Source organism: Pseudomonas sp. GW456-L13 (assembly GCF_017350115.1).
In the GTDB taxonomy this organism is placed as follows: domain Bacteria; phylum Pseudomonadota; class Gammaproteobacteria; order Pseudomonadales; family Pseudomonadaceae; genus Aquipseudomonas; species Aquipseudomonas jessenii.
Genome location: NZ_JACNAS010000001.1, coordinates 296100 through 313284, shown reverse-complemented (window position 1 = coordinate 313284; position 17185 = coordinate 296100). Strand labels below are relative to the sequence as shown.

The following is a 17185-nucleotide window of genomic DNA, read 5'->3' as shown; positions in this document are numbered from 1 at the left end:
AAAGATAATCGTTATTATTCGCGCGATAATTCAAACAAAGGTGTCCATGGTGGCTCGATCGCGCATTTACCCAGCCTCTCTGTCGTTGCTGGGTGTTCTGGTTGTACCTGAATTACAGGCAGAAACGGAGTCTGCTCTAACCCTACCGGCAACCGCTGTGAACAGTGAGTACAGCGAGCAGAGCTACATGTCGACCGAGAGCAGGAGCGCGCTGAAGATCGACGCCCCTCTGCGAGATATCCCGCAAACCGTCAATGTGATTCCCCAAAGCGTCATCAAGGATCAGGGGGCGCGGTCGATGGAGGACGTGCTGAAGAACGTCCCTGGTATCGGCCTGTCCAATGGCGACGGTCAGCGCGATCAGGTCACCATCCGTGGTTTCAGTGCCATTGGCGACATGTATGTCGACGGCATTCGCGACGATGCGCTGTACTTCCGGGATCTGTCCAACGTCGAGCGGGTGGAAGTGATCAAGGGGCCGGCTGCGGTGCTCTATGGCCGAGGCTCTTCGGGGGGGCTGATCAACAGCATCAGCAAGACACCCAACTTCGCACCTAAGCAGGAGGTCGGCGTCAGTGTCGACAGCGAGGGCGAAAAACGCACTCAGTTCGATGCCGGCTGGGCCGATCAGCAGCAAGGCAATAAAGCCTTTCGTGTGACAGGCGCGCTGGAGAACAGTGACACCTACCGGGATGACGGCTACATCGACCGCAAGGCCATCGCGCCTTCGGCCTACTTCAAGCTCTCGGATGATCTGGAACTGGACCTGGGTGCTACCTATCTGTATGACAAGCGCCTGATTGACTTCGGCATCCCGGCACGAGGCGACCGACCGGTCGATGTGGACCGCGACAAGCGCTTCGGTGCCGCCGACCCGGATGATGACTACACCCGCAGCGAAGTGTTCTCGTTCACGGCGGGTGTCGACTACCGGATCAACGACGATTTCAGCCTGAGCAATACCAGTCGTTACTACCACTACGACCTGGATCGCAACAACACACTCGCTGACTCCAGCCCGACACGTTTCGTCACTGCTCCCAATGGTGAACTGCTGGTAAAACTCAACCGCGGCAACGTGCAGCGCAAGGAGGACGGGTGGTTCAACCAGACCGAACTCAAGCAGCGCGCCGTGCTTGCCGGGATGAACCATAACCTGCTCTATGGTGTGGAGTTGGGGCGCCAGGTGAAGGACCAGTCCGTATTCAGCCAATCCAATGTGGCCAGGGTGCCGGTGTACCGCGATGCCTTGGTCGACGTGCCGTTCCAGGCCAACCGGCAAACCGCCAAGGGTACCAACACCCAGGACACCGCCGGCTTCTACGTACAGGACCTGATCGAACTGGCGCCACAGTGGAAGGCACTGCTGGGTGTGCGTTACGACGTGTTCGACCAGGAGTACGCCGATGACCTGACGCACAGCGAGCTGTCCCGCACCGATACGACCTGGAGCCCGCGAGTCGGTCTGGTCTACCAGCCTGATCAAGTGCAGTCCTATTACGTCTCGGTGAGCCGCTCCTACCAACCCTCCGCCGAGATGTTCGCTCTGAGTACGACGAACCAGGATCTTGAACCAGAGGAAACCACCAACTTCGAGATTGGCGGCAAGTGGGACCTGCTCGACAATCGCCTGGCGTTGACCGCAGCGCTGTTCCGCCTGGAACGCACCAATATGAAAACCAGCGATCCGGCGAACCCGACCAAACTGGTGCTTGCGGGTGAGCAGCGCACCGACGGTCTTGAGCTGACCGCCAGCGGGCAGTTGAGTGACAAATGGCAGGTCTATGCCGGTTACGCCTTTCTGGATGCCGAAATCACCAAGTCCAACAGCTTTACCAACGGGGTCGCCAACGAAGGGCAGGTGCCCACCCTGACGCCGCGCCACAGCGCCAACCTGTGGTTGGTGCGTTCACTGACGCAAACCTGGCGTGTGGGCATGGGGGCCAACTATGTCGATGATCGCTATACCGCGCTGGATAACAATGTGGTCATGCCGGCTTACACAACCGTGGACGCCGCACTGCTGTACAACGAGCCGAAATGGGACATGGCCCTGCGTCTGCGCAACGTTTTCGACAAGGACTATTACGCTTCGGCGCATGGCTCAGTGGATCTGATCACACCCGGTGCCCCACGGACGCTGGAACTGAGCACCAACTATCGCTTCTGAGTACAGACCTGAAGAACAGACGCCCGGCATTGTCGGGCGTTTGTTTGAGGGGATTGTCTCCTGAAGCGATTGCCGGCTCCTCAGGGGCGATCCGGTTAATGCGCGTGAGGGCGTTCATAGGGGGGCTTTCAAAAAGCGCTGTTCATGATCAGGGTCCGGCAACAGGCATGTGTCGTATTTCCCGAAGAGCCGATAACGATTAAGCGCAATGCGGTCGTATGCCCAATCCAGAAGCGTGCGAGGAAAGATGCGCAACAGAAGCACGGGGTGCCAGCGTGCGGGCAACTGGGCAATGACTTCGAAATATGCTTGCGAACGCTCCCAGTAGTGTCGGTCGCGGATCACCGCCATGGTGTGGAACTGATCCAGGGGCAAACCTGCCCATGCGAGCAGCGCCTGCCCCTCGGGTGACTGAACCGCCGCCAACCGCACGCGCCGCTGGCGGTCATGGCGAATCAAGAATCTCACCCAGCCATTGCATAGCTTGCAGACACCGTCGAACAAAACAACCGTCTCTCCCGGTTTGAGCAACGGCGCGGGTGAGGGGCGGGTTTGCGAGACTGGCATAGGCGTGGGTCCAAGGGATCTCGGTTAAACCGGCGCTAGCAACACCTTGGGTACTGCTAGCGAGGCTTGAGGCTGCACATTTCTGTCAGCCGGGAGGACAGGCTACATCGATCAGCTGTTGGTGTGATTGGCAGCCTTGGCTTTGCTTTCAGCGACAGCGGCTTCAGCCTTCTGTTTCTGTGCAACCTGGAAGGCCTCCATCGAGACTTTCCGGGCCGACTCCATGCGATTGAACGTCTTGTCACCACCACCTGTGGCCATCGCCAGAGAAGAAGCGGTCAGAGCGGCGATTACGAAAAGGGCTTTCATGGATTTCATTTGGGTATCCTCAAGTGACATTTTACGAACTGCTAAAAATGGGTTTTTTGGCTAAAGCTGAACTTCCTTGTCTCACCATCCAGCCAGGGCGGCGTTTCCTGGTGACCAGGTGCCTTGGTCCCTACGTGCTTCGGTGTCTCTGCTTTTTGCCCAGGTAGTGAGCAGTACCATCGCTCCGAAACCACCGACGATGAGTACCGGATAGGCTGCCAGCAACTCCACCAGCGAATACTTCCAGGCCAGCGGACGACCAACACCCAGCATGGCGGCATAGAACCACGACACGCCAGAGAGGGCGCCGGAGAACAGCGCCAGCATGCGCAAGCTGAAGGAGAGTTTGAGTAACGAACCGGCTTTTTTCAGCGCCGGCAATACCGCGCTATGCAACAGGAAACCGTTAAAGGTCAACAGCACAACTATGCCGATTTTGGCTTGCAATTTTGGATTGAGGAAATATTCCATCCCCTTGCCGGCATAATCGATCCCGACAATACCAATGCCCGTAATCCAGAGCGCTACAAGTGCAAGCACTACGGTTTTTTGAAGGCTTTCCATGTGCGCGTCATCGTGGTGGCCTGACGCATCTCCCTTCAGGAGTTGCTTGACCATTGCAATGTCGCTGGTCAATACCAGCCCGATTGCTACGCAGCAGGCGATAAGATGAAAATATACAACGCCTAAACGCACATATTCCACGGTGGACGAAGAGAACATACTAAGTTCCATGGTGACCTCTTGGTTTCAATAGTGAATCAACTTGGCTCTGTGCACGGCTTGATTGGAACTTACCGTTGCTGACTGCCATTTAGATCCAGCAATTGTTATCAATTAATCTTGCGACATTAAGCCACCAAGATAAAAGTGAGTTTCTCGAATGAACGTTTAGTCATTCGATCATGTCCATTTTCAGGTAACAAAAAACCTCAATCGCACTGAGTGCATGGGAGGTTTAACTTCCGCTTCTGGGGGGGGCGGTGAGGCCCGGAATCCGATCGACGAGCGGATCAGGCAATGCTGGTGGGGTTGGCAGGGCTTGCACCCCATTCGAGGAAACGGATCTTGTGAAGCTCACCCTGGCTGTCCAGGTAGACCACAGTCACTGGTACTACGCCGGTCTTGTCGGATGTATCGGTGCGCTGCAGTACCTGTTTCACATCGATGTCCATACCGTAGTGATAATCGACGGCTGAAACATGCGCGCCGGGTTCTTGCAGGTTGTTCTGGTCAAAGACACTGGGTGCGAGACTGGAAATCACGGCACTGACAATTGTGGCCATGCTCATAAGGCTATACCTCCACTGAAGTTCGCTTGACGGGGACCTAATGTGACACGTTGAGTAAGTGAAGTTCACCTTACCGCGACGAACGTGCCTGCCTGAAAAGCCTGTAGTGGCTGCAAACTCCCGGCAATTCCCCACGCTTGACGCCTCTCGACCATTCGTCCTTTTAACCCCGTATTTGTTGACCAAAGTCCGTTTTTGAACGATGTCATAACATGTCATGATGGATTTTCATGCTGGGTGAATCAGTGATTTGTTGCCTGATGCCAAAGGCAAAAAAGCCCGCTCAATGGCGGGCTTCGTAATCGGTTTTTCCTATAGTGCGTCGCCAAAACCCTTACGGAATTCGTCTTCAAGCTTCTGACAAGTTTCTACGATTATGCTTTTCCCGACTGCAGGGCCGGAGTAGCTGTTTACTTCCTGGCGGCATAGTTCGACGGCATCTCGGGCCTGCATCATTTCCTTGTCTTGCGACCTGTTACTGACAGAAGAGCCGAAAGCCAGGTACAAGGTGATGGTGATAATGGTTCCGATCAGGACCTTGCTGACAGGGCCCATTCTCTTTTCTGACGGTAGTGGCCGCCCAGGCGGGATTTGTATCTTCTGCCTGAGGTCGGATTGGCAGTGCTTGCATAGAATGGCTTCAGCCATGATGACTTCCGCGCAATATGGGCAACTCATTTTTCCAGCCTCCACAGATGAAACTCCTTTTTCAAAACAGGATTCTATCATTGGGACTAGGGGCGTTGAGGGACGCGTCGCTGTTTTCCACTGAGGCTGCCTGTTGTCCGGATGCAAGATGGTCAACAGGCACTGATGGCTATCGGCTGAAACGTTCGGCCAGGCTGTGCAGATAATCGGCCATTACTTCCAGATCCTGGCTGATCGCCGCGCCTTGCTTGGCCTGCCCGGCACTGTGGTCGCACAGTTGGGCAATCCGGGTGATCTGCTGATTGATATCTTCAGCCACGTGACTTTGTTCTTCAGACGCCGAGGCCATCTGCTGGCTCATGCCGGTTATCCGGGTGACGGCCTGGCTGATGCCGACCAACGCCGACTGCACCGCCTCGACACTTTGCATGCTTTCGCGGGAAATCTGCTCGCCACGATTGGCCGTTGATACGGCGCGATCGGCACCGGCATACAGTGAAGCGATGATGCCGTGGATCTGTTCGGTGGAGGTGCGGGTGCGTTGTGCAAGGGAGCGCACCTCGTCGGCAACCACGGCAAAACCGCGACCTTGCTCACCTGCCCGGGCCGCCTCGATGGCCGCATTGAGAGCCAGCAGGTTGGTTTGTTCGGCAATGGAGGTGATGACATCCACGACACTGCCGATCGATTGCGTTTCGCTCGCCAATGCATCGACCGCCTGGCCAATCTCGTTGACCGCCTCATGCATGGTTTTCATGGCGCTGAGGCTTTGCCGGGCCAACTCACTACCGTCACGGGTCAACTGGTCAGCCTCCGACGCGGCATGTGCGGTGCTGATGACGTTCTGCGTGACTTCCTGAATGGTGGCGGCCATCTGTGAAATGGCGGCGGCAGACTGATCGGTTTCACTGCGCTGACGATCAAGCGACTGCGCCTGGGAACCTGAGAGCTCGGATGATTGCGCCGCCTTGGCCTTGACATTGACCCCGGCATCGACGAGCCGGCTCAGGGCTGTCTGCAGGCGCGCTTCCTCACTGACCATGGCCATGTCCAGTTGCCCCTGGGGGCCGTAGTTATCGCTGTAGGTGAGGGCGACCAACGGATCGGAAAAGGCTTTCGGATGTTCGGCCAGGGTACGCTCGATGGCCTTGCGATTTCGGGACTCGATCAGGTACCAGGCAACGCCAAGGCTCGCGATCAGGACCCCTTGTGCCGCGGTTGTCGATAGCCACTGACTACCCAGCATTGAAACCCCGCCAGCCATCAATAATGGCCACCCCTGTCGCAGTGGCCGGAAAATCCGCGCGCTGCGCGCAATGATCGGCTTGCCGGCCCGCATCCTGGAATAGAGCGCTGATGCCCGGCGGACCTGGTCGCGGCTGGGCACCGAGCGGACCGACTCGTAGCCACTCATGCGTCCGTTTTCATAGATGGGCGTGACGTAGGCACTGACCCAATAGAAATCACCATTCTTCGAGCGGTTTTTCACAATACCCATCCAGGGTTTGCCTTGCTTGATGGTGTGCCACATATGCACGAATACCCCGGGTGGCATATCGGGGTGTCGAACCAGGTTATGGGTCTGACCCACCAGTTCGTCGTAGGTGAAACCGCTGATGGCAACAAAGGCTTCGTTGCAGTAAGTGATTCGGCTATCCAAATCGGTCGTGGAGATCAATCGCTGTTCGGTGGGGAAAACTCTTTCATGCTCGGTTACGGGTAAATTCACACGCATACAATGCGACCCCTCGGATTATTATTATGTTGAGCATATAAATCAGAAATGCGCCCAGGCATTGCGCCAGCCGGGCAAGGCGTCAGATCGGGGGATTCAACGCGCGGGCCCGAAGAGAAATTTATGGACGGGGGAGGCTATCGACCATTCATTCGACGACAATTTCTTGTCATTTCATGACAAATCGGCGATATCAATGTGAAATCATGCGCCCTCTATACAGGGCAGGTGCCTGGCATTGCGGGCAAGCCATGGAGAAAGGCGGCAATCTGCTGGCTATTGCGCATATGCACCACAGGAATCCGCGGGCCTGTGGTCAGGCGCACCGCCTCGATACCGGGGCGGTAACCCTGATCGAAATTCCACACAAAGTTCAGAAAGGTCAGGAACGCCCGGTCGAGCTTCTCCGGGCAACCGGCTGCAAGGTCAGGGCGAGGGCGCTTGCTGATGCTGCGCATGATCACTCGGGCGAAGCAGGTCAGGCGCGGCGTATCGAGCCAGATGATCAGGTCGGCCCGGGGCAGGCGAAGGTCAAAGGTGCGCCGGGCATAGTTGCCTTCACAAATCCAGGTATCCGCTGCGATCGCGGCGCTGACCCGCGCGCGGAATTGCTCCGCGTCGGGTTCTATCCAGCCGGGCTCCCAGAACAAGGTGTCGAGGTGCACCACGGGCAGGCCCAGACGCTTGCCAAGGGCGCGGGCGAGGGTGGATTTGCCGCTACCGGCATTGCCTAGAATTACAATCCGTTGCATGAGTGACGTCCTGTCGCGAAAAAAGCCGGCAATTGTGCAGGGTTTTGACGACCAGTCAACGGCCGCTTAGGGAAACCTCGATCACGTGACGCCTGGCCGGCTCGTTTCGTGTTTTCAGGCGGATGCGCCCACGCCCTCGGCTTTCTCCTGCGCCGCAACGTCGTGCAGGGAAATCCTTGAAGTCTCCGGTAATGCCAGCCCGCCCGCCAATGCGAGCAATGCAATCGCAATCAGGTAGAACGCTGGCGACAGGTTGCTGCCGGTGGTGCTGATCAGCCACGTTGCCACCAACGGCGCGGTGCCACCGAAAAGGGTGTACGCCATGTTGTAGGTGATCGCCGAGGCGGTGTACCGAGTACGGGTAGGGAAGGTTTCCGAGAGCAAGGCTGCGGTTACCACGCCACACAACACCGCGCCAATTGCCAGGAGCATGACGCCGACGATGGACGCGGCGAACGAGCCGGAGCTGGCCATCAGGAACGATGGATACACGACCACGATCAACAGCGCGCATGCGGTCATCACTGTGACTCGACGTCCGACCCGGTCCGAATACAGCCCGGCCAGTGGGCAGATCGCCGCAGCGAACAGCAATGCAATCAGTGACACCAGCAAGGCTGTTGCGCGACTCAGGCCTCCGGCGACTTGCAGGTAGGTCGCGAAGTAGGTGGTGAACATATAAAACGAAAGTGCCGTGAGTGACACAAAAGCGCCCAGGCAACAGATCGCCGCACCATGGTTGCGCAAGGTTTCCTTGAGTGGAGAATGTGCGACAGCATGTTCCTGAGTCACCGCCTGGAATGCCGGTGTCTCATCGAGCTTCCAGCGCAGGTAAAGACCCACCAGGCCCAAGGGGGCGGCAATCAGGAACGGCAGGCGCCAACCCCAGCTCCCCATTGCTTCGGCCGACAATGATGCCTCGAGCGCGTAGGCCACCACGGCGGCCGCGGCGAAGGCGGAAAATGTCGACACCGGAATGAAGCTGCCGTACCAGGCGCGCTTGTCACTCGGCGCATGTTCCATCAGGTAGGCACAGGCACCTGCGTATTCTCCCCCGGCGGAAAAGCCTTGGGCGCAACGGATCAGGGACAGAAGAATCGGCGCCATGACCCCGATTGCCGCATAAGTGGGCAGCAGGCCGATCAAGGTCGTGGCACCGGCCATCAGCAGGATGGTCATCGCAAGGGTGCGCTTGCGGCCGATCCTGTCGCCCAGCATGCCGAAGAAAATCCCTCCAAGGGGCCGAAACGCAAAGGCCACGGCGAATACCGCAAAGGTCTTGAGCAGCGCGGCACTGGCATCGCCGCTGGGGAAGAATTGCTGGGCGATGGTCGTGGCCAAAAAGCCATACACCGCAAAGTCGAACCACTCGACGAAATTGCCGATGCCGGCAGCCACAATCACTCTTCTCAGTGTTTGTGGGCTGACTTGTTCCGTAGTTGCGTTCGTCATGCTTGACCTCGACAGTTCGTCAGTAAGCTATCGATTATCGTGGCAGGCACTGAGGTGGTTCACTTCAAAAGTGTCACCCACATAGTCAGTACCGACTTCAGGCCATTGCATCAGGCATGATTCGCGCCAGATTGGCCGAGGGAGAGAAAAGGGCGACTTTTTTGCAAATTTGAACAGCGTTGAGGGTATTGTCGGTCGCCGGGATTAGATCAATCAGAAGGGATGAAGATGACATTGACTGTCGAAAGCCTGGTCAGGATCGCAATGACCAATCCGGTAAACGCAGAGATTTCCGCTCGTTTGCCGGAGCTCGGTTTGAACCAGTGCATGCTAACGGCCGGCTGCCTGTTCCAGGCCGTCTGGAATCAACAGGCACAGCGACCGCCAGAGTGGGGCGTGAAGGATTACGACGTCTTTTACTTCGATGATGACCTGTCATGGGAAGCTGAGAATGAGGTCATCGAATCAGGTCAGCGTCTGTTCCAGGACCTGGACGTGAACATTGAGATCAAGAATCAGGCCCGCGTCCACCTGTGGTACCGCCAGCGCTTTGGCGGGGATTATCCGAGGCTTCAGTCGGCTAAAGACGGGATAGATCGCTACCTGATTGCCGGCACCTGCATTGGTCTGGATATCGAAACGGGTGAGGTCTATGCGCCCAACGGCCTGGCCGACACCGAGCACGGGCTACTTCGAATCAACCCGAAGAATCTCAAGCCAGAGCTGTTCGATCAGAAGGCGAGAAGTTATCAGGCTCGCTGGCCCTGGCTCAGGATCGTGGAACAGCAACGTTGAATCGGTTAAATGTCTCAAGCTGATATCATTCAAGAATTACAGGCTGAGTAGAACAACATGAACCGTCAAAAGAAACTAAAGCAACTGTTCAAGGCTAAGGCCAAAAAGGCCAGTGCCAAACTGGCACCGAAGAGCAAGCCTAAATACATTTGTAAAGCGGACCGATTGAAGCTGGCGGCAGAAACCGTTGGCGAGTCAACGATCGCCTCTGAGAGCTGATTCAGGTCGGACCGCGTAGACGTGGTCGACCCCTTCCTTCAAGTCGAAGCCGCTTCGCGGCTTTGAATGACCAGATCCCCCTCGCTACATTTCTCGAACATTGCCCTGTTTGTCATGTCGGCAGCATGTCGTTTGCGGTCTTGAAAATGGCGCCGTCGGACATCCGACCCGGCCAGGTGCCCGATCCCGAGGCCGAAGGGCCGTTCAATTTGCGACAGGTTACATTTCTGTTAACGACCCTATGATTTCGGTTTGAAATCTTAACTATTTGATTTGTAATGAAATAATCTGTTTTCTATGTGTGTTCTTACAGTATTTTCTGTGTATACATAAAAAATACAAATCATTGACGACACCCGAAACCCGTGCGAATCTGAATTCAACAACAAGCCGTAACCGCTGATTTGACTGCCTCGGGAGGTCATTGTGAAAAACGGCAAGAGCACTCTTTATGACGACCTCAAGCGTCAGATCCTCACGATGGAGCTCGATCCTGACGAGGCGCTGGATGAGGTTGCCATCAGCGAACGGTACGGGCTTTCGAGAACCCCGGTGCGAGAAGTATTTCGACGTCTTGCCGGTGAGGGGTACATCGATATCAGGGAGAACCGCGGTGCCCGGGTGATTCCCATGAACCACTCGACACTGCGAAATTTTTTCCTGGTGGCTCCCATGGTGTACGCCGCGATAGGTCGCCTGGCCGTTCAGAATTTCAAGGCTCAGCAGCTGGTTGACCTGAAGGAAACGCAACGCCGTTTCCGTGCTGCGACGGTGTCCCGTGATGCCCTGATGATGGTGGTGGAAAACAATCGATTCCACGCAATCATGGGTGAAATGTCGGGCAATCAGTACCTTGAGCCCAGCCTCGAAAGACTGCTGATTGATCACGCACGGATTGGTCATACATTTTTCCGCCCTCGCGATGAGGACATGGAACAACGGCTACAGCTTTCCGCAGAGCACCACGATTCTTTTATTGAAGCCATTGAGCGTCGTGACGAGAGCGCTGTAGTTGACCTGGTCTTTGAGCATTGGGAGCTCTCCCGCGAGAACATGGAAATGTTTATCGCGCCCAATGGAATGAAGGCAGACCTGCCAACTCCATTTAAATAATACCGGTCCTCGCTTAATTGGCATGAGGATCGATACGAGTTGATGTCGCAGAAACGGCGGCATTGAATATCAATCCGGGTACGGATTGATAGGCAACAACAACTGAAACAGATGGTGAGCTTATAGCTGTGCACCACGGGCCTCTATTGTTTAGAGACTAATATAAAAAGTATTAACGTAGATCGAGGAACGCCATGAAGAAGATTTGGAAGGCAGTCTGCGCGGTCGCGATGATGGGCATGGTAATGCTGCCTGTTCACGCGGAAGAAAAAACAATCACCATGGGCACGTTGACCTGGGAAGACTTGACACCCATTACCGGTATTACCAAAAAGGTGCTTGAGGATTCCGGTTATAGCGTAAAAGTCATCGAGTTTTCCGAGTGGGGTATTGCTTATGCCGCTCTGACCAAAGGTGATATCCAGGTACTTGCCTCACAAACCGACTACGCGGCGAATGACTACTGGAACAAAAACAAGAACCGCCTGGAAAAACTATCCCCGGTTTCCTATGGCCTTTACCAGGCGATCGCCGTACCTAAATACGTCGACATCGATTCAATCGAACAACTCAATGACAACGCCGAGAAATTCGGCAACAAGATCATCGGTATCGAACCAGGTTCGGGCTTGATGAATGACGCGAGCAAGGCGGTCAAGGACTACGGCATCAAGTTGCAACTGCTCGAAGGCAGTACCGCTGCCATGACAGCCGCATTGAAATCGGCAGTCGATCGTAAAGAGTGGGTTGCCGTCACTGTGTGGGAGCCTTCATGGATGGCGCAGAAGTTCGACCTGAAGTTCCTCAAGGATCCAAAGGATGTGTTCCCACCGCCACAAGGTTACTACTGGATTGGCCACAAGGATTTCTCAAAGGAAAACCCACGTGCACGTGAAGTAATGGCCAGCGTATACGTGCCGATTTCAGATATCACGGCAATAAACGGTGAAGTAAAGGACGGCAAGACCATGGAGCAAGCCATTCAAGGCTGGACTGATGGGCACGCTGACCTGTTAAAGCGCTGGGAAAACATAAAGAAATAACGAGCATCTTTTTAAACGCCACTGCCGCCCTTTGATTCATTAGAAAAACCAGAAAAACTGGTTCGACGGGTACGAAAAATGACAACGCCCAACATTGATACCAACGAAGTGCTGATAGATTGCCAGTCAGTCTGGAAAATCTTCGGGAAAGCCGCACCTGCTGCGATGAATGCCGTCGTTCAGCAGGGGCTCACCAAGACTCAGATCCTGCAAAACTACGGCTGCGTGGTCGGGGTCTCGGATGTCAGTCTCCAGGTTCGCCGGGGAGAGATCTTCTGCATCATGGGATTGTCAGGCAGTGGCAAATCTACGCTGATAAGGCTGTTGAACAAACTCATCACACCCAGCGCCGGCAAGATCGTAGTCAAGGGCAAAGAACTCTCGTCGTTGAATGCCGCACAACTGCGTGAGGTGAGGGCACGTCATATCGGGATGGTTTTTCAGAGCGTTGCGTTGCTGCCTAACCGTACGGTTCTGGAGAACACGGCGTTTGGACTGGAAGTACAAGGCGTGGGCAAGGCCGAGCGCTACAAGGTTGCCGAGCAGGCCTTGGCCAAAGTCGGGTTGAGCGACTGGATGTCGCGCTACCCCAGCGAATTGTCCGGGGGCATGCAACAGCGGGTAGGGCTTGCCAGGGCAATCACCGCAGACCCGGAAGTGATCCTGATGGATGAGCCTTTCAGTGCGCTCGACCCGTTGATTCGCCGACAGTTGCAGGATGAGTTCCGCCAACTGACCAAGGAACTGGGCAAGTCTGCAGTATTCATCACTCACGATCTGGACGAAGCGATTCGTATCGGCGACCGGATCGCGATCATGAAGGACGGCGCGATCATTCAGGTGGGAACTGCCGAGGAGATCGTCCTCAACCCCGCAGACGATTACGTCGCGGAATTTGTCGCCGGTATCTCCAGGTTGCATCTGGTCAGGGCAAATTCCGTCATGACGCCCGTGGAGTCATTCAAGGTAGCAAACCCCGGCTGCGACATCGCCAGGCTCATCAAAACCTCAGTCGATGCGGATATCAACGAGCTTATCGGCTTGACGATGAAGTCCGAGCGCGACGCACTCGCTGTGGTTGATAACGGAGTGGTAGTGGGGATCATTACGCCGCGTGATTTGCTGCGTGGCGTCCAAGGTATTCCAAACGAGTTCGCGGTATCGAAGGCCGCCACTGCACTGGAGGCCTCAACATGAGCACGCCTGACTTTTCCAGCCAATTCGATTCGGTCGTCGACTCGAGCCTTGAATGGCTAATGGACAATGGAGAGTCCGTGTTCGACACGACCAATACGTTTTTGAAGGGCGTTTACGAAGGCGTGCAGTGGTGCATCGCCTACCCACCTTACTACGTCATTGCGATAGCCATTGCCCTGATCGGCTGGCGGGCTGTCGGTTTGCGTTTCGCGATCCTCACCGGGCTGGCCTTGTTGTTTTGTGATGTCATTGGTTTGTGGCCAGAAACAGTCAGCACGCTTGCCCTGGTGCTGACATCTACCGTGCTTGCCTTGGTGGTGGCGATTCCACTGGGCGTACTGGCGGGGCTCGCGCCGTCGTTTGATCGGGTCGTTGATCCGTTCCTGGATCTGATCCAGACCATGCCGCCCTACATCTACTTGCTGCCGGCCATTGCGCTGCTGGGCTATGGCACCGCCACGGCACTGTTGGCGACTTTTATCGTGGCTGTGCCACCCGCCATGCGCCTGACCTCCCTGGGAATTCGCATGACGCCAAAAGAGTTCATCGAACTGGGGGACGCCAGCGGCGTCACCGGATGGCAGATGTTCTTCAAGATCCGCCTGCCGTTTGCCATGCCAAGCATCATGGCCGGGGTCAATCAAAGTCTGATGATGGCCTTCGGCATGGTGGTCATCGCCGGCATCGTCGGTTCCGGCGGCCTGGGTGAATCGATCTATGGCGCTGTTCGCACGCTGGACATCGCCAAGTCGATCAACGCCGCCATTGCCATCGTGATTTTGACCATGATCCTGGATCGATTGGCGCAGAGCGCCGCACGTTCCCGGATGGGAGAATCGAAATGAGTTCAGCAGAAATCCATTTTTCACCAGGCGCATTTCTCGCACCCGCCGTCGATTGGCTCAACGCCAATTTGCATGGGCTGTTCAAAGTCATCAGCCAGGTGATCGAGGCGGTACTGGGCGGCGTTGAGGGTGCATTGCTTGCGCCGCATCCCTATGCCCTGATCGGTGGGGTAGTGGTGTTGGCATTGTTTTTTGCCAACAAGAAAGTGGCCCTGTTTGCCGGGTTGATGTTGGCATTCTGCCTGTTCTCCGGGCTGTGGGTCGCGTCCATGCAGACCATTGCCCTGGTCTCGGTTGCGGTGCTGATTTCGGTATCCATCGCCTTTCCGCTCGGCGTTCTGGCAGCACGGGTGAAGCGGGTCGACGAGGCATTCTTGCCGATCCTCAACATCATGCAAACCGTACCGCCTTGGGTTTACCTGATCCCGGCCGTGATGCTGTTTAGCCTGGGACGGGTGCCCGCGATCATTGCGACCATCGTCTACGGCATTCCACCGATGCTCAGATTGACGACCCTTGCCTTCAAGCAACTGCCCAAGGAGTTCCTTGAACTGGGCCAGGCCATCGGTGCTTCGCCGAGGGCGATACTGTTCAAGATCGAATTGCCGACTGCCGCGCCGACGCTGTTGGTGGGGCTGAACCAATGCATCCTCCTGTCGCTGGCAATGGTGGTGTTGGCAGGCCTGGTGGGGGCGGGTGGACTGGGTGCTGAAGTCACCCGAGGCCTTACAAGGATGGAGATGGGGTTGGGCCTGCGTGCCGGCCTGGCGATCGTCGCTGTCGCACTCCTTCTGGATCGGCTGTCTCGCGGCGCGTTGCAGCGTCACTCCCCGCGCAAACTCGTGTAAGAGATTTTCAGAATGAGACGTAGCTTTTTTTGTGTCGATTCCCATGCGTGCGGGAACCCGGTTCGCGTCGTCACGGGTGGCGGGCCATTGCTGCCATCCGTGTCGATGGCGGAGCGACGCGAGATTTTCGTTCGTGAGCATGACTGGGTACGCACGGCGTTGATGTTTGAGCCGCGAGGGCACGACATCATGTCCGGCGTGATCATCTATCCATCCTCCCGCGAGGATTGCGACTTCGGTGCCTTGTTTATCGAGGTTAGCGGGTGCCTGCCGATGTGCGGGGCGGGCACCATCGGATTATCTACCGTCGTCATCGAAGAAGGCCTGGTCACGCCTCGCGAACCTGGTCGGCTGGCCATCGAGACACCGGCAGGTCGCGTGGATGTCGACTACACCATGAACGGTGAATACGTTGACTCGATTCGCCTGTTCAACGTGGCCAGTTATCTGCACAGTGCCGATGTGGTGGTGGATGTGCCCGGTGTAGGTGAGCTTGTCGTGGACATTGCCTACGGCGGTAATTTTTACGCAGTGGTCGAGCCGCAGGAAAACTGGCCGGGTTTGAACGGATTGACCACGGCAGACATCGTCAGCCTGAGTCAGAAGCTGCGCGCCGCCTTGGCTGAAGTCAGTGACCCCGTGCATCCAGAGAACAGCAGGATCAGTGGCGTTCACCATGTCATCTGGAGTGACGAGGAACACTCGACGGCAGCAGACGGGCGCGGTGCAGTATTCTACGGTGACAAGGCGATTGATCGCTCGCCCGGTGGCACAGGTACTTCGGCACGAATGGCGCAACTGTTTGGCAAAGGACGGTTGAAGATCGGGGACACGTACCGCAACGAAAGCCTGATCGGTACGATCTTCGAAGGAAAAGTCGAAGCGTCGGTGAAAGTGGGAACGTTTGACGGTATCAGGCCAAGTATCGGTGGCTGGGCGCAGATCACCGGACACAACACCATTTTTGTGGATGACAAAGATCCCCTTCGTCATGGCTTTCAGCTGGCTTGACCCGGCAGGAGTGGCGTCAGGATGATGGGCTTCTCAACGCTACAAATGACGCATTCTCGAACGTAATAGAGTGGATTGAAGATTGATCGAAAGACGCCAGTTTAGCGGAGGCATGAAGGGGAAGAATCTTCGCTATGTGAATGACAACCCCAACCAGCCGACGCAAATGGTTCGAGCCGGATTCCTGTTGCTCGAACATTTCTCTTTACCTGCGTTCACCCAGGCGCTGGATACGATTGTCACCGCGAATCTACTGCGTCCCAAGCTGTTCTCGTCCCAGACGTTCGGCTTGAACGACGGGGAGGTCATCAGTGACCTGGGCCTGGTCATCCGGCCAGATGCCCGTATCAATTGTTCGGTACTTCAAGACCTGGACATGCTGGTCATCTGTGGCGGTTACCGGACAGAGCTCAGGGCTAGCGATGAGTTCATACAGTTACTCAAGACAGCTGCGGGCCTGGGCATCACGCTCGCCGGATTGTGGAATGGCGCATGGTTCCTGGGGCGCGCCGGATTGCTCACGGGTTACCGTTGCGCCATACATCCTGAGCACCGTCCCGCACTCGCCGAGTTCTGCAAGGCGACACAGGTCAGCAGTGAGCCTTATGTGATAGACCGAGACCGGCTTACAGCCTCCAGTCCTTCCGGGGCATTCCACATGGCGCTGGACTGGATCAAGGGGCTGCACGACAAAGCGCTGGTCGAAGGCATCGAGGACATTCTTGCTTTTGAAGAGTCTCGCTACCGGCGCATCAAGCCGACAGAAAACATCTGTTTGAGTGCGCCGCTACGGGAGGTGGTCAAGCTGATGGATGCCAACCTCGAAGAGCCCCTGGAACTGGAGCAACTGGCGGCCTACGCCGGCCGCTCACGCCGGCAACTCGAACGCCTGTTCAGGGAGCAGTTGGGTACTACACCGCAACGCTATTACCTGGAGTTGCGCATCACCGAAGCGCGTCGGCTCCTGCAGCATACCGAGCTCTCGCAAGTCGACGTGCTGGTTGCCTGTGGCTTTGTTTCACCCAGCCATTTCAGCAAGTGCTACAGCTCTTATTTTGGCTATCGCCCGTCGAAGGAAGTTCGTCTGGTCAAGTAAAGAAACCCCATTGATTTGATGCTCACGGCGCTCTCCATCCGCCATTTATGAGTCGAGTGCGCTCAGGGTATGCCTGGGCGTGCCAATGCCTGT

Annotated in this window: 17 protein-coding genes and 2 pseudogenes; 10 read left to right on the top strand and 9 right to left on the bottom strand. The window is 56.2% G+C overall.

The window, feature by feature from the left end:
• Positions 1-46: 46 nt before the first annotated feature.
• Positions 47-2170, top strand: coding sequence for a TonB-dependent siderophore receptor (locus J4D25_RS01390; protein WP_057714878.1), 2124 nt, complete (start codon positions 47-49; stop codon positions 2168-2170).
• A gap of 114 nt (positions 2171-2284) precedes the next feature.
• On the opposite strand, the gene J4D25_RS01385 is transcribed toward J4D25_RS01390, so the two are convergent.
• The 9 genes and pseudogenes from J4D25_RS01385 to J4D25_RS01350 form a co-directional block, all read right to left on the bottom strand.
• On the bottom strand, positions 2285-2737 hold the full coding sequence (locus J4D25_RS01385; protein ID WP_057714877.1) for a thiol-disulfide oxidoreductase DCC family protein: 453 nt from the start codon (positions 2735-2737) through the stop codon (positions 2285-2287).
• 111 nt (positions 2738-2848) lie between these two features.
• The gene (locus J4D25_RS01380; protein WP_057714876.1) at positions 2849-3055 is read right to left on the bottom strand and encodes a co-regulatory protein PtrA N-terminal domain-containing protein; all 207 of its coding nucleotides are present in this window, start codon (positions 3053-3055) and stop codon (positions 2849-2851) included.
• Between the two features lie 72 nt (positions 3056-3127).
• Entirely contained in the window at positions 3128-3781 is a 654-nt protein-coding gene (locus tag J4D25_RS01375; protein WP_057714875.1) for a hypothetical protein, read from the bottom strand.
• Positions 3782-4059: 278 nt separating this feature from the next.
• Positions 4060-4338 (bottom strand): DUF2790 domain-containing protein, encoded by a 279-nt coding sequence (locus J4D25_RS01370; protein WP_057714874.1) that lies wholly within the window; start codon positions 4336-4338, stop codon positions 4060-4062.
• Positions 4339-4650: 312 nt separating this feature from the next.
• A complete protein-coding gene (locus J4D25_RS01365; RefSeq protein ID WP_079246825.1) occupies positions 4651-4986 on the bottom strand; it encodes a hypothetical protein in 336 nt (111 codons plus the stop codon).
• A gap of 169 nt (positions 4987-5155) precedes the next feature.
• Positions 5156-6130, bottom strand: a pseudogene (locus tag J4D25_RS27225) (methyl-accepting chemotaxis protein); the annotation flags it as partial.
• Between the two features lie 288 nt (positions 6131-6418).
• Positions 6419-6721: pseudogene (locus tag J4D25_RS27220) on the bottom strand (PAS domain-containing protein); the annotation flags it as partial.
• Positions 6722-6936: 215 nt separating this feature from the next.
• Positions 6937-7473 (bottom strand): AAA family ATPase, encoded by a 537-nt coding sequence (locus J4D25_RS01355; protein WP_057714871.1) that lies wholly within the window; start codon positions 7471-7473, stop codon positions 6937-6939.
• A 114-nt stretch (positions 7474-7587) separates the two neighbouring features.
• Entirely contained in the window at positions 7588-8925 is a 1338-nt protein-coding gene (locus tag J4D25_RS01350; protein ID WP_057714870.1) for an MFS transporter, read from the bottom strand.
• A gap of 228 nt (positions 8926-9153) precedes the next feature.
• Between J4D25_RS01350 and J4D25_RS01345 the strand changes: the two genes are divergently transcribed.
• The 9 genes from J4D25_RS01345 (at position 9154) to J4D25_RS01305 (ending at position 17092) form a co-directional block, all read left to right on the top strand.
• On the top strand, positions 9154-9720 hold the full coding sequence (locus J4D25_RS01345) for a nucleotidyltransferase family protein (RefSeq protein WP_057716607.1): 567 nt from the start codon (positions 9154-9156) through the stop codon (positions 9718-9720).
• A gap of 57 nt (positions 9721-9777) precedes the next feature.
• Positions 9778-9939, top strand: coding sequence for a DUF2986 domain-containing protein (locus J4D25_RS01340; RefSeq protein WP_079246754.1), 162 nt, complete (start codon positions 9778-9780; stop codon positions 9937-9939).
• Between the two features lie 426 nt (positions 9940-10365).
• A complete protein-coding gene (locus J4D25_RS01335; protein WP_057714869.1) occupies positions 10366-11052 on the top strand; it encodes a GntR family transcriptional regulator in 687 nt (228 codons plus the stop codon).
• A gap of 194 nt (positions 11053-11246) precedes the next feature.
• On the top strand, positions 11247-12095 hold the full coding sequence (locus J4D25_RS01330; RefSeq protein ID WP_057714868.1) for a glycine betaine ABC transporter substrate-binding protein: 849 nt from the start codon (positions 11247-11249) through the stop codon (positions 12093-12095).
• A 78-nt stretch (positions 12096-12173) separates the two neighbouring features.
• Positions 12174-13292 carry a glycine betaine/L-proline ABC transporter ATP-binding protein gene (locus J4D25_RS01325; protein WP_057714867.1) on the top strand — a complete coding sequence of 373 codons (1119 nt, stop codon included), beginning with the start codon at positions 12174-12176 and terminating at the stop codon, positions 13290-13292.
• On the top strand, positions 13289-14137 hold the full coding sequence (locus J4D25_RS01320; RefSeq protein WP_057714866.1) for a proline/glycine betaine ABC transporter permease: 849 nt from the start codon (positions 13289-13291) through the stop codon (positions 14135-14137). Before J4D25_RS01325 ends, J4D25_RS01320 begins: the two co-directional genes overlap by 4 nt.
• The gene (locus tag J4D25_RS01315; protein WP_057714865.1) at positions 14134-14985 is read left to right on the top strand and encodes a proline/glycine betaine ABC transporter permease; all 852 of its coding nucleotides are present in this window, start codon (positions 14134-14136) and stop codon (positions 14983-14985) included. The genes J4D25_RS01320 and J4D25_RS01315 overlap by 4 nt, the downstream gene beginning before the upstream one ends.
• 12 nt (positions 14986-14997) lie before the next feature.
• Complete coding sequence (locus tag J4D25_RS01310) at positions 14998-15996, top strand: 4-hydroxyproline epimerase (protein WP_057714864.1); 999 nt, start codon at positions 14998-15000, stop codon at positions 15994-15996.
• A gap of 112 nt (positions 15997-16108) precedes the next feature.
• A complete protein-coding gene (locus J4D25_RS01305; protein WP_057714863.1) occupies positions 16109-17092 on the top strand; it encodes a GlxA family transcriptional regulator in 984 nt (327 codons plus the stop codon).
• The last annotated feature ends 93 nt before the right edge of the window (positions 17093-17185 follow it).

Coding starts and splice junctions, on each gene's coding strand:
- J4D25_RS01390 (WP_057714878.1), top strand. CDS start 47: ATGGTGGCTCGATCGCGCATTTACCCAGCCTCTCTGTCGTTGCTGGGT.
- J4D25_RS01385 (WP_057714877.1), bottom strand. CDS start 2,737: ATGCCAGTCTCGCAAACCCGCCCCTCACCCGCGCCGTTGCTCAAACCG.
- J4D25_RS01380 (WP_057714876.1), bottom strand. CDS start 3,055: ATGAAATCCATGAAAGCCCTTTTCGTAATCGCCGCTCTGACCGCTTCT.
- J4D25_RS01375 (WP_057714875.1), bottom strand. CDS start 3,781: ATGGAACTTAGTATGTTCTCTTCGTCCACCGTGGAATATGTGCGTTTA.
- J4D25_RS01370 (WP_057714874.1), bottom strand. CDS start 4,338: ATGAGCATGGCCACAATTGTCAGTGCCGTGATTTCCAGTCTCGCACCC.
- J4D25_RS01365 (WP_079246825.1), bottom strand. CDS start 4,986: ATGGCTGAAGCCATTCTATGCAAGCACTGCCAATCCGACCTCAGGCAG.
- J4D25_RS01355 (WP_057714871.1), bottom strand. CDS start 7,473: ATGCAACGGATTGTAATTCTAGGCAATGCCGGTAGCGGCAAATCCACC.
- J4D25_RS01350 (WP_057714870.1), bottom strand. CDS start 8,925: ATGACGAACGCAACTACGGAACAAGTCAGCCCACAAACACTGAGAAGA.
- J4D25_RS01345 (WP_057716607.1), top strand. CDS start 9,154: ATGACATTGACTGTCGAAAGCCTGGTCAGGATCGCAATGACCAATCCG.
- J4D25_RS01340 (WP_079246754.1), top strand. CDS start 9,778: ATGAACCGTCAAAAGAAACTAAAGCAACTGTTCAAGGCTAAGGCCAAA.
- J4D25_RS01330 (WP_057714868.1), top strand. CDS start 11,247: ATGAAGAAGATTTGGAAGGCAGTCTGCGCGGTCGCGATGATGGGCATG.
- J4D25_RS01325 (WP_057714867.1), top strand. CDS start 12,174: ATGACAACGCCCAACATTGATACCAACGAAGTGCTGATAGATTGCCAG.
- J4D25_RS01320 (WP_057714866.1), top strand. CDS start 13,289: ATGAGCACGCCTGACTTTTCCAGCCAATTCGATTCGGTCGTCGACTCG.
- J4D25_RS01315 (WP_057714865.1), top strand. CDS start 14,134: ATGAGTTCAGCAGAAATCCATTTTTCACCAGGCGCATTTCTCGCACCC.
- J4D25_RS01310 (WP_057714864.1), top strand. CDS start 14,998: ATGAGACGTAGCTTTTTTTGTGTCGATTCCCATGCGTGCGGGAACCCG.
- J4D25_RS01305 (WP_057714863.1), top strand. CDS start 16,109: ATGAAGGGGAAGAATCTTCGCTATGTGAATGACAACCCCAACCAGCCG.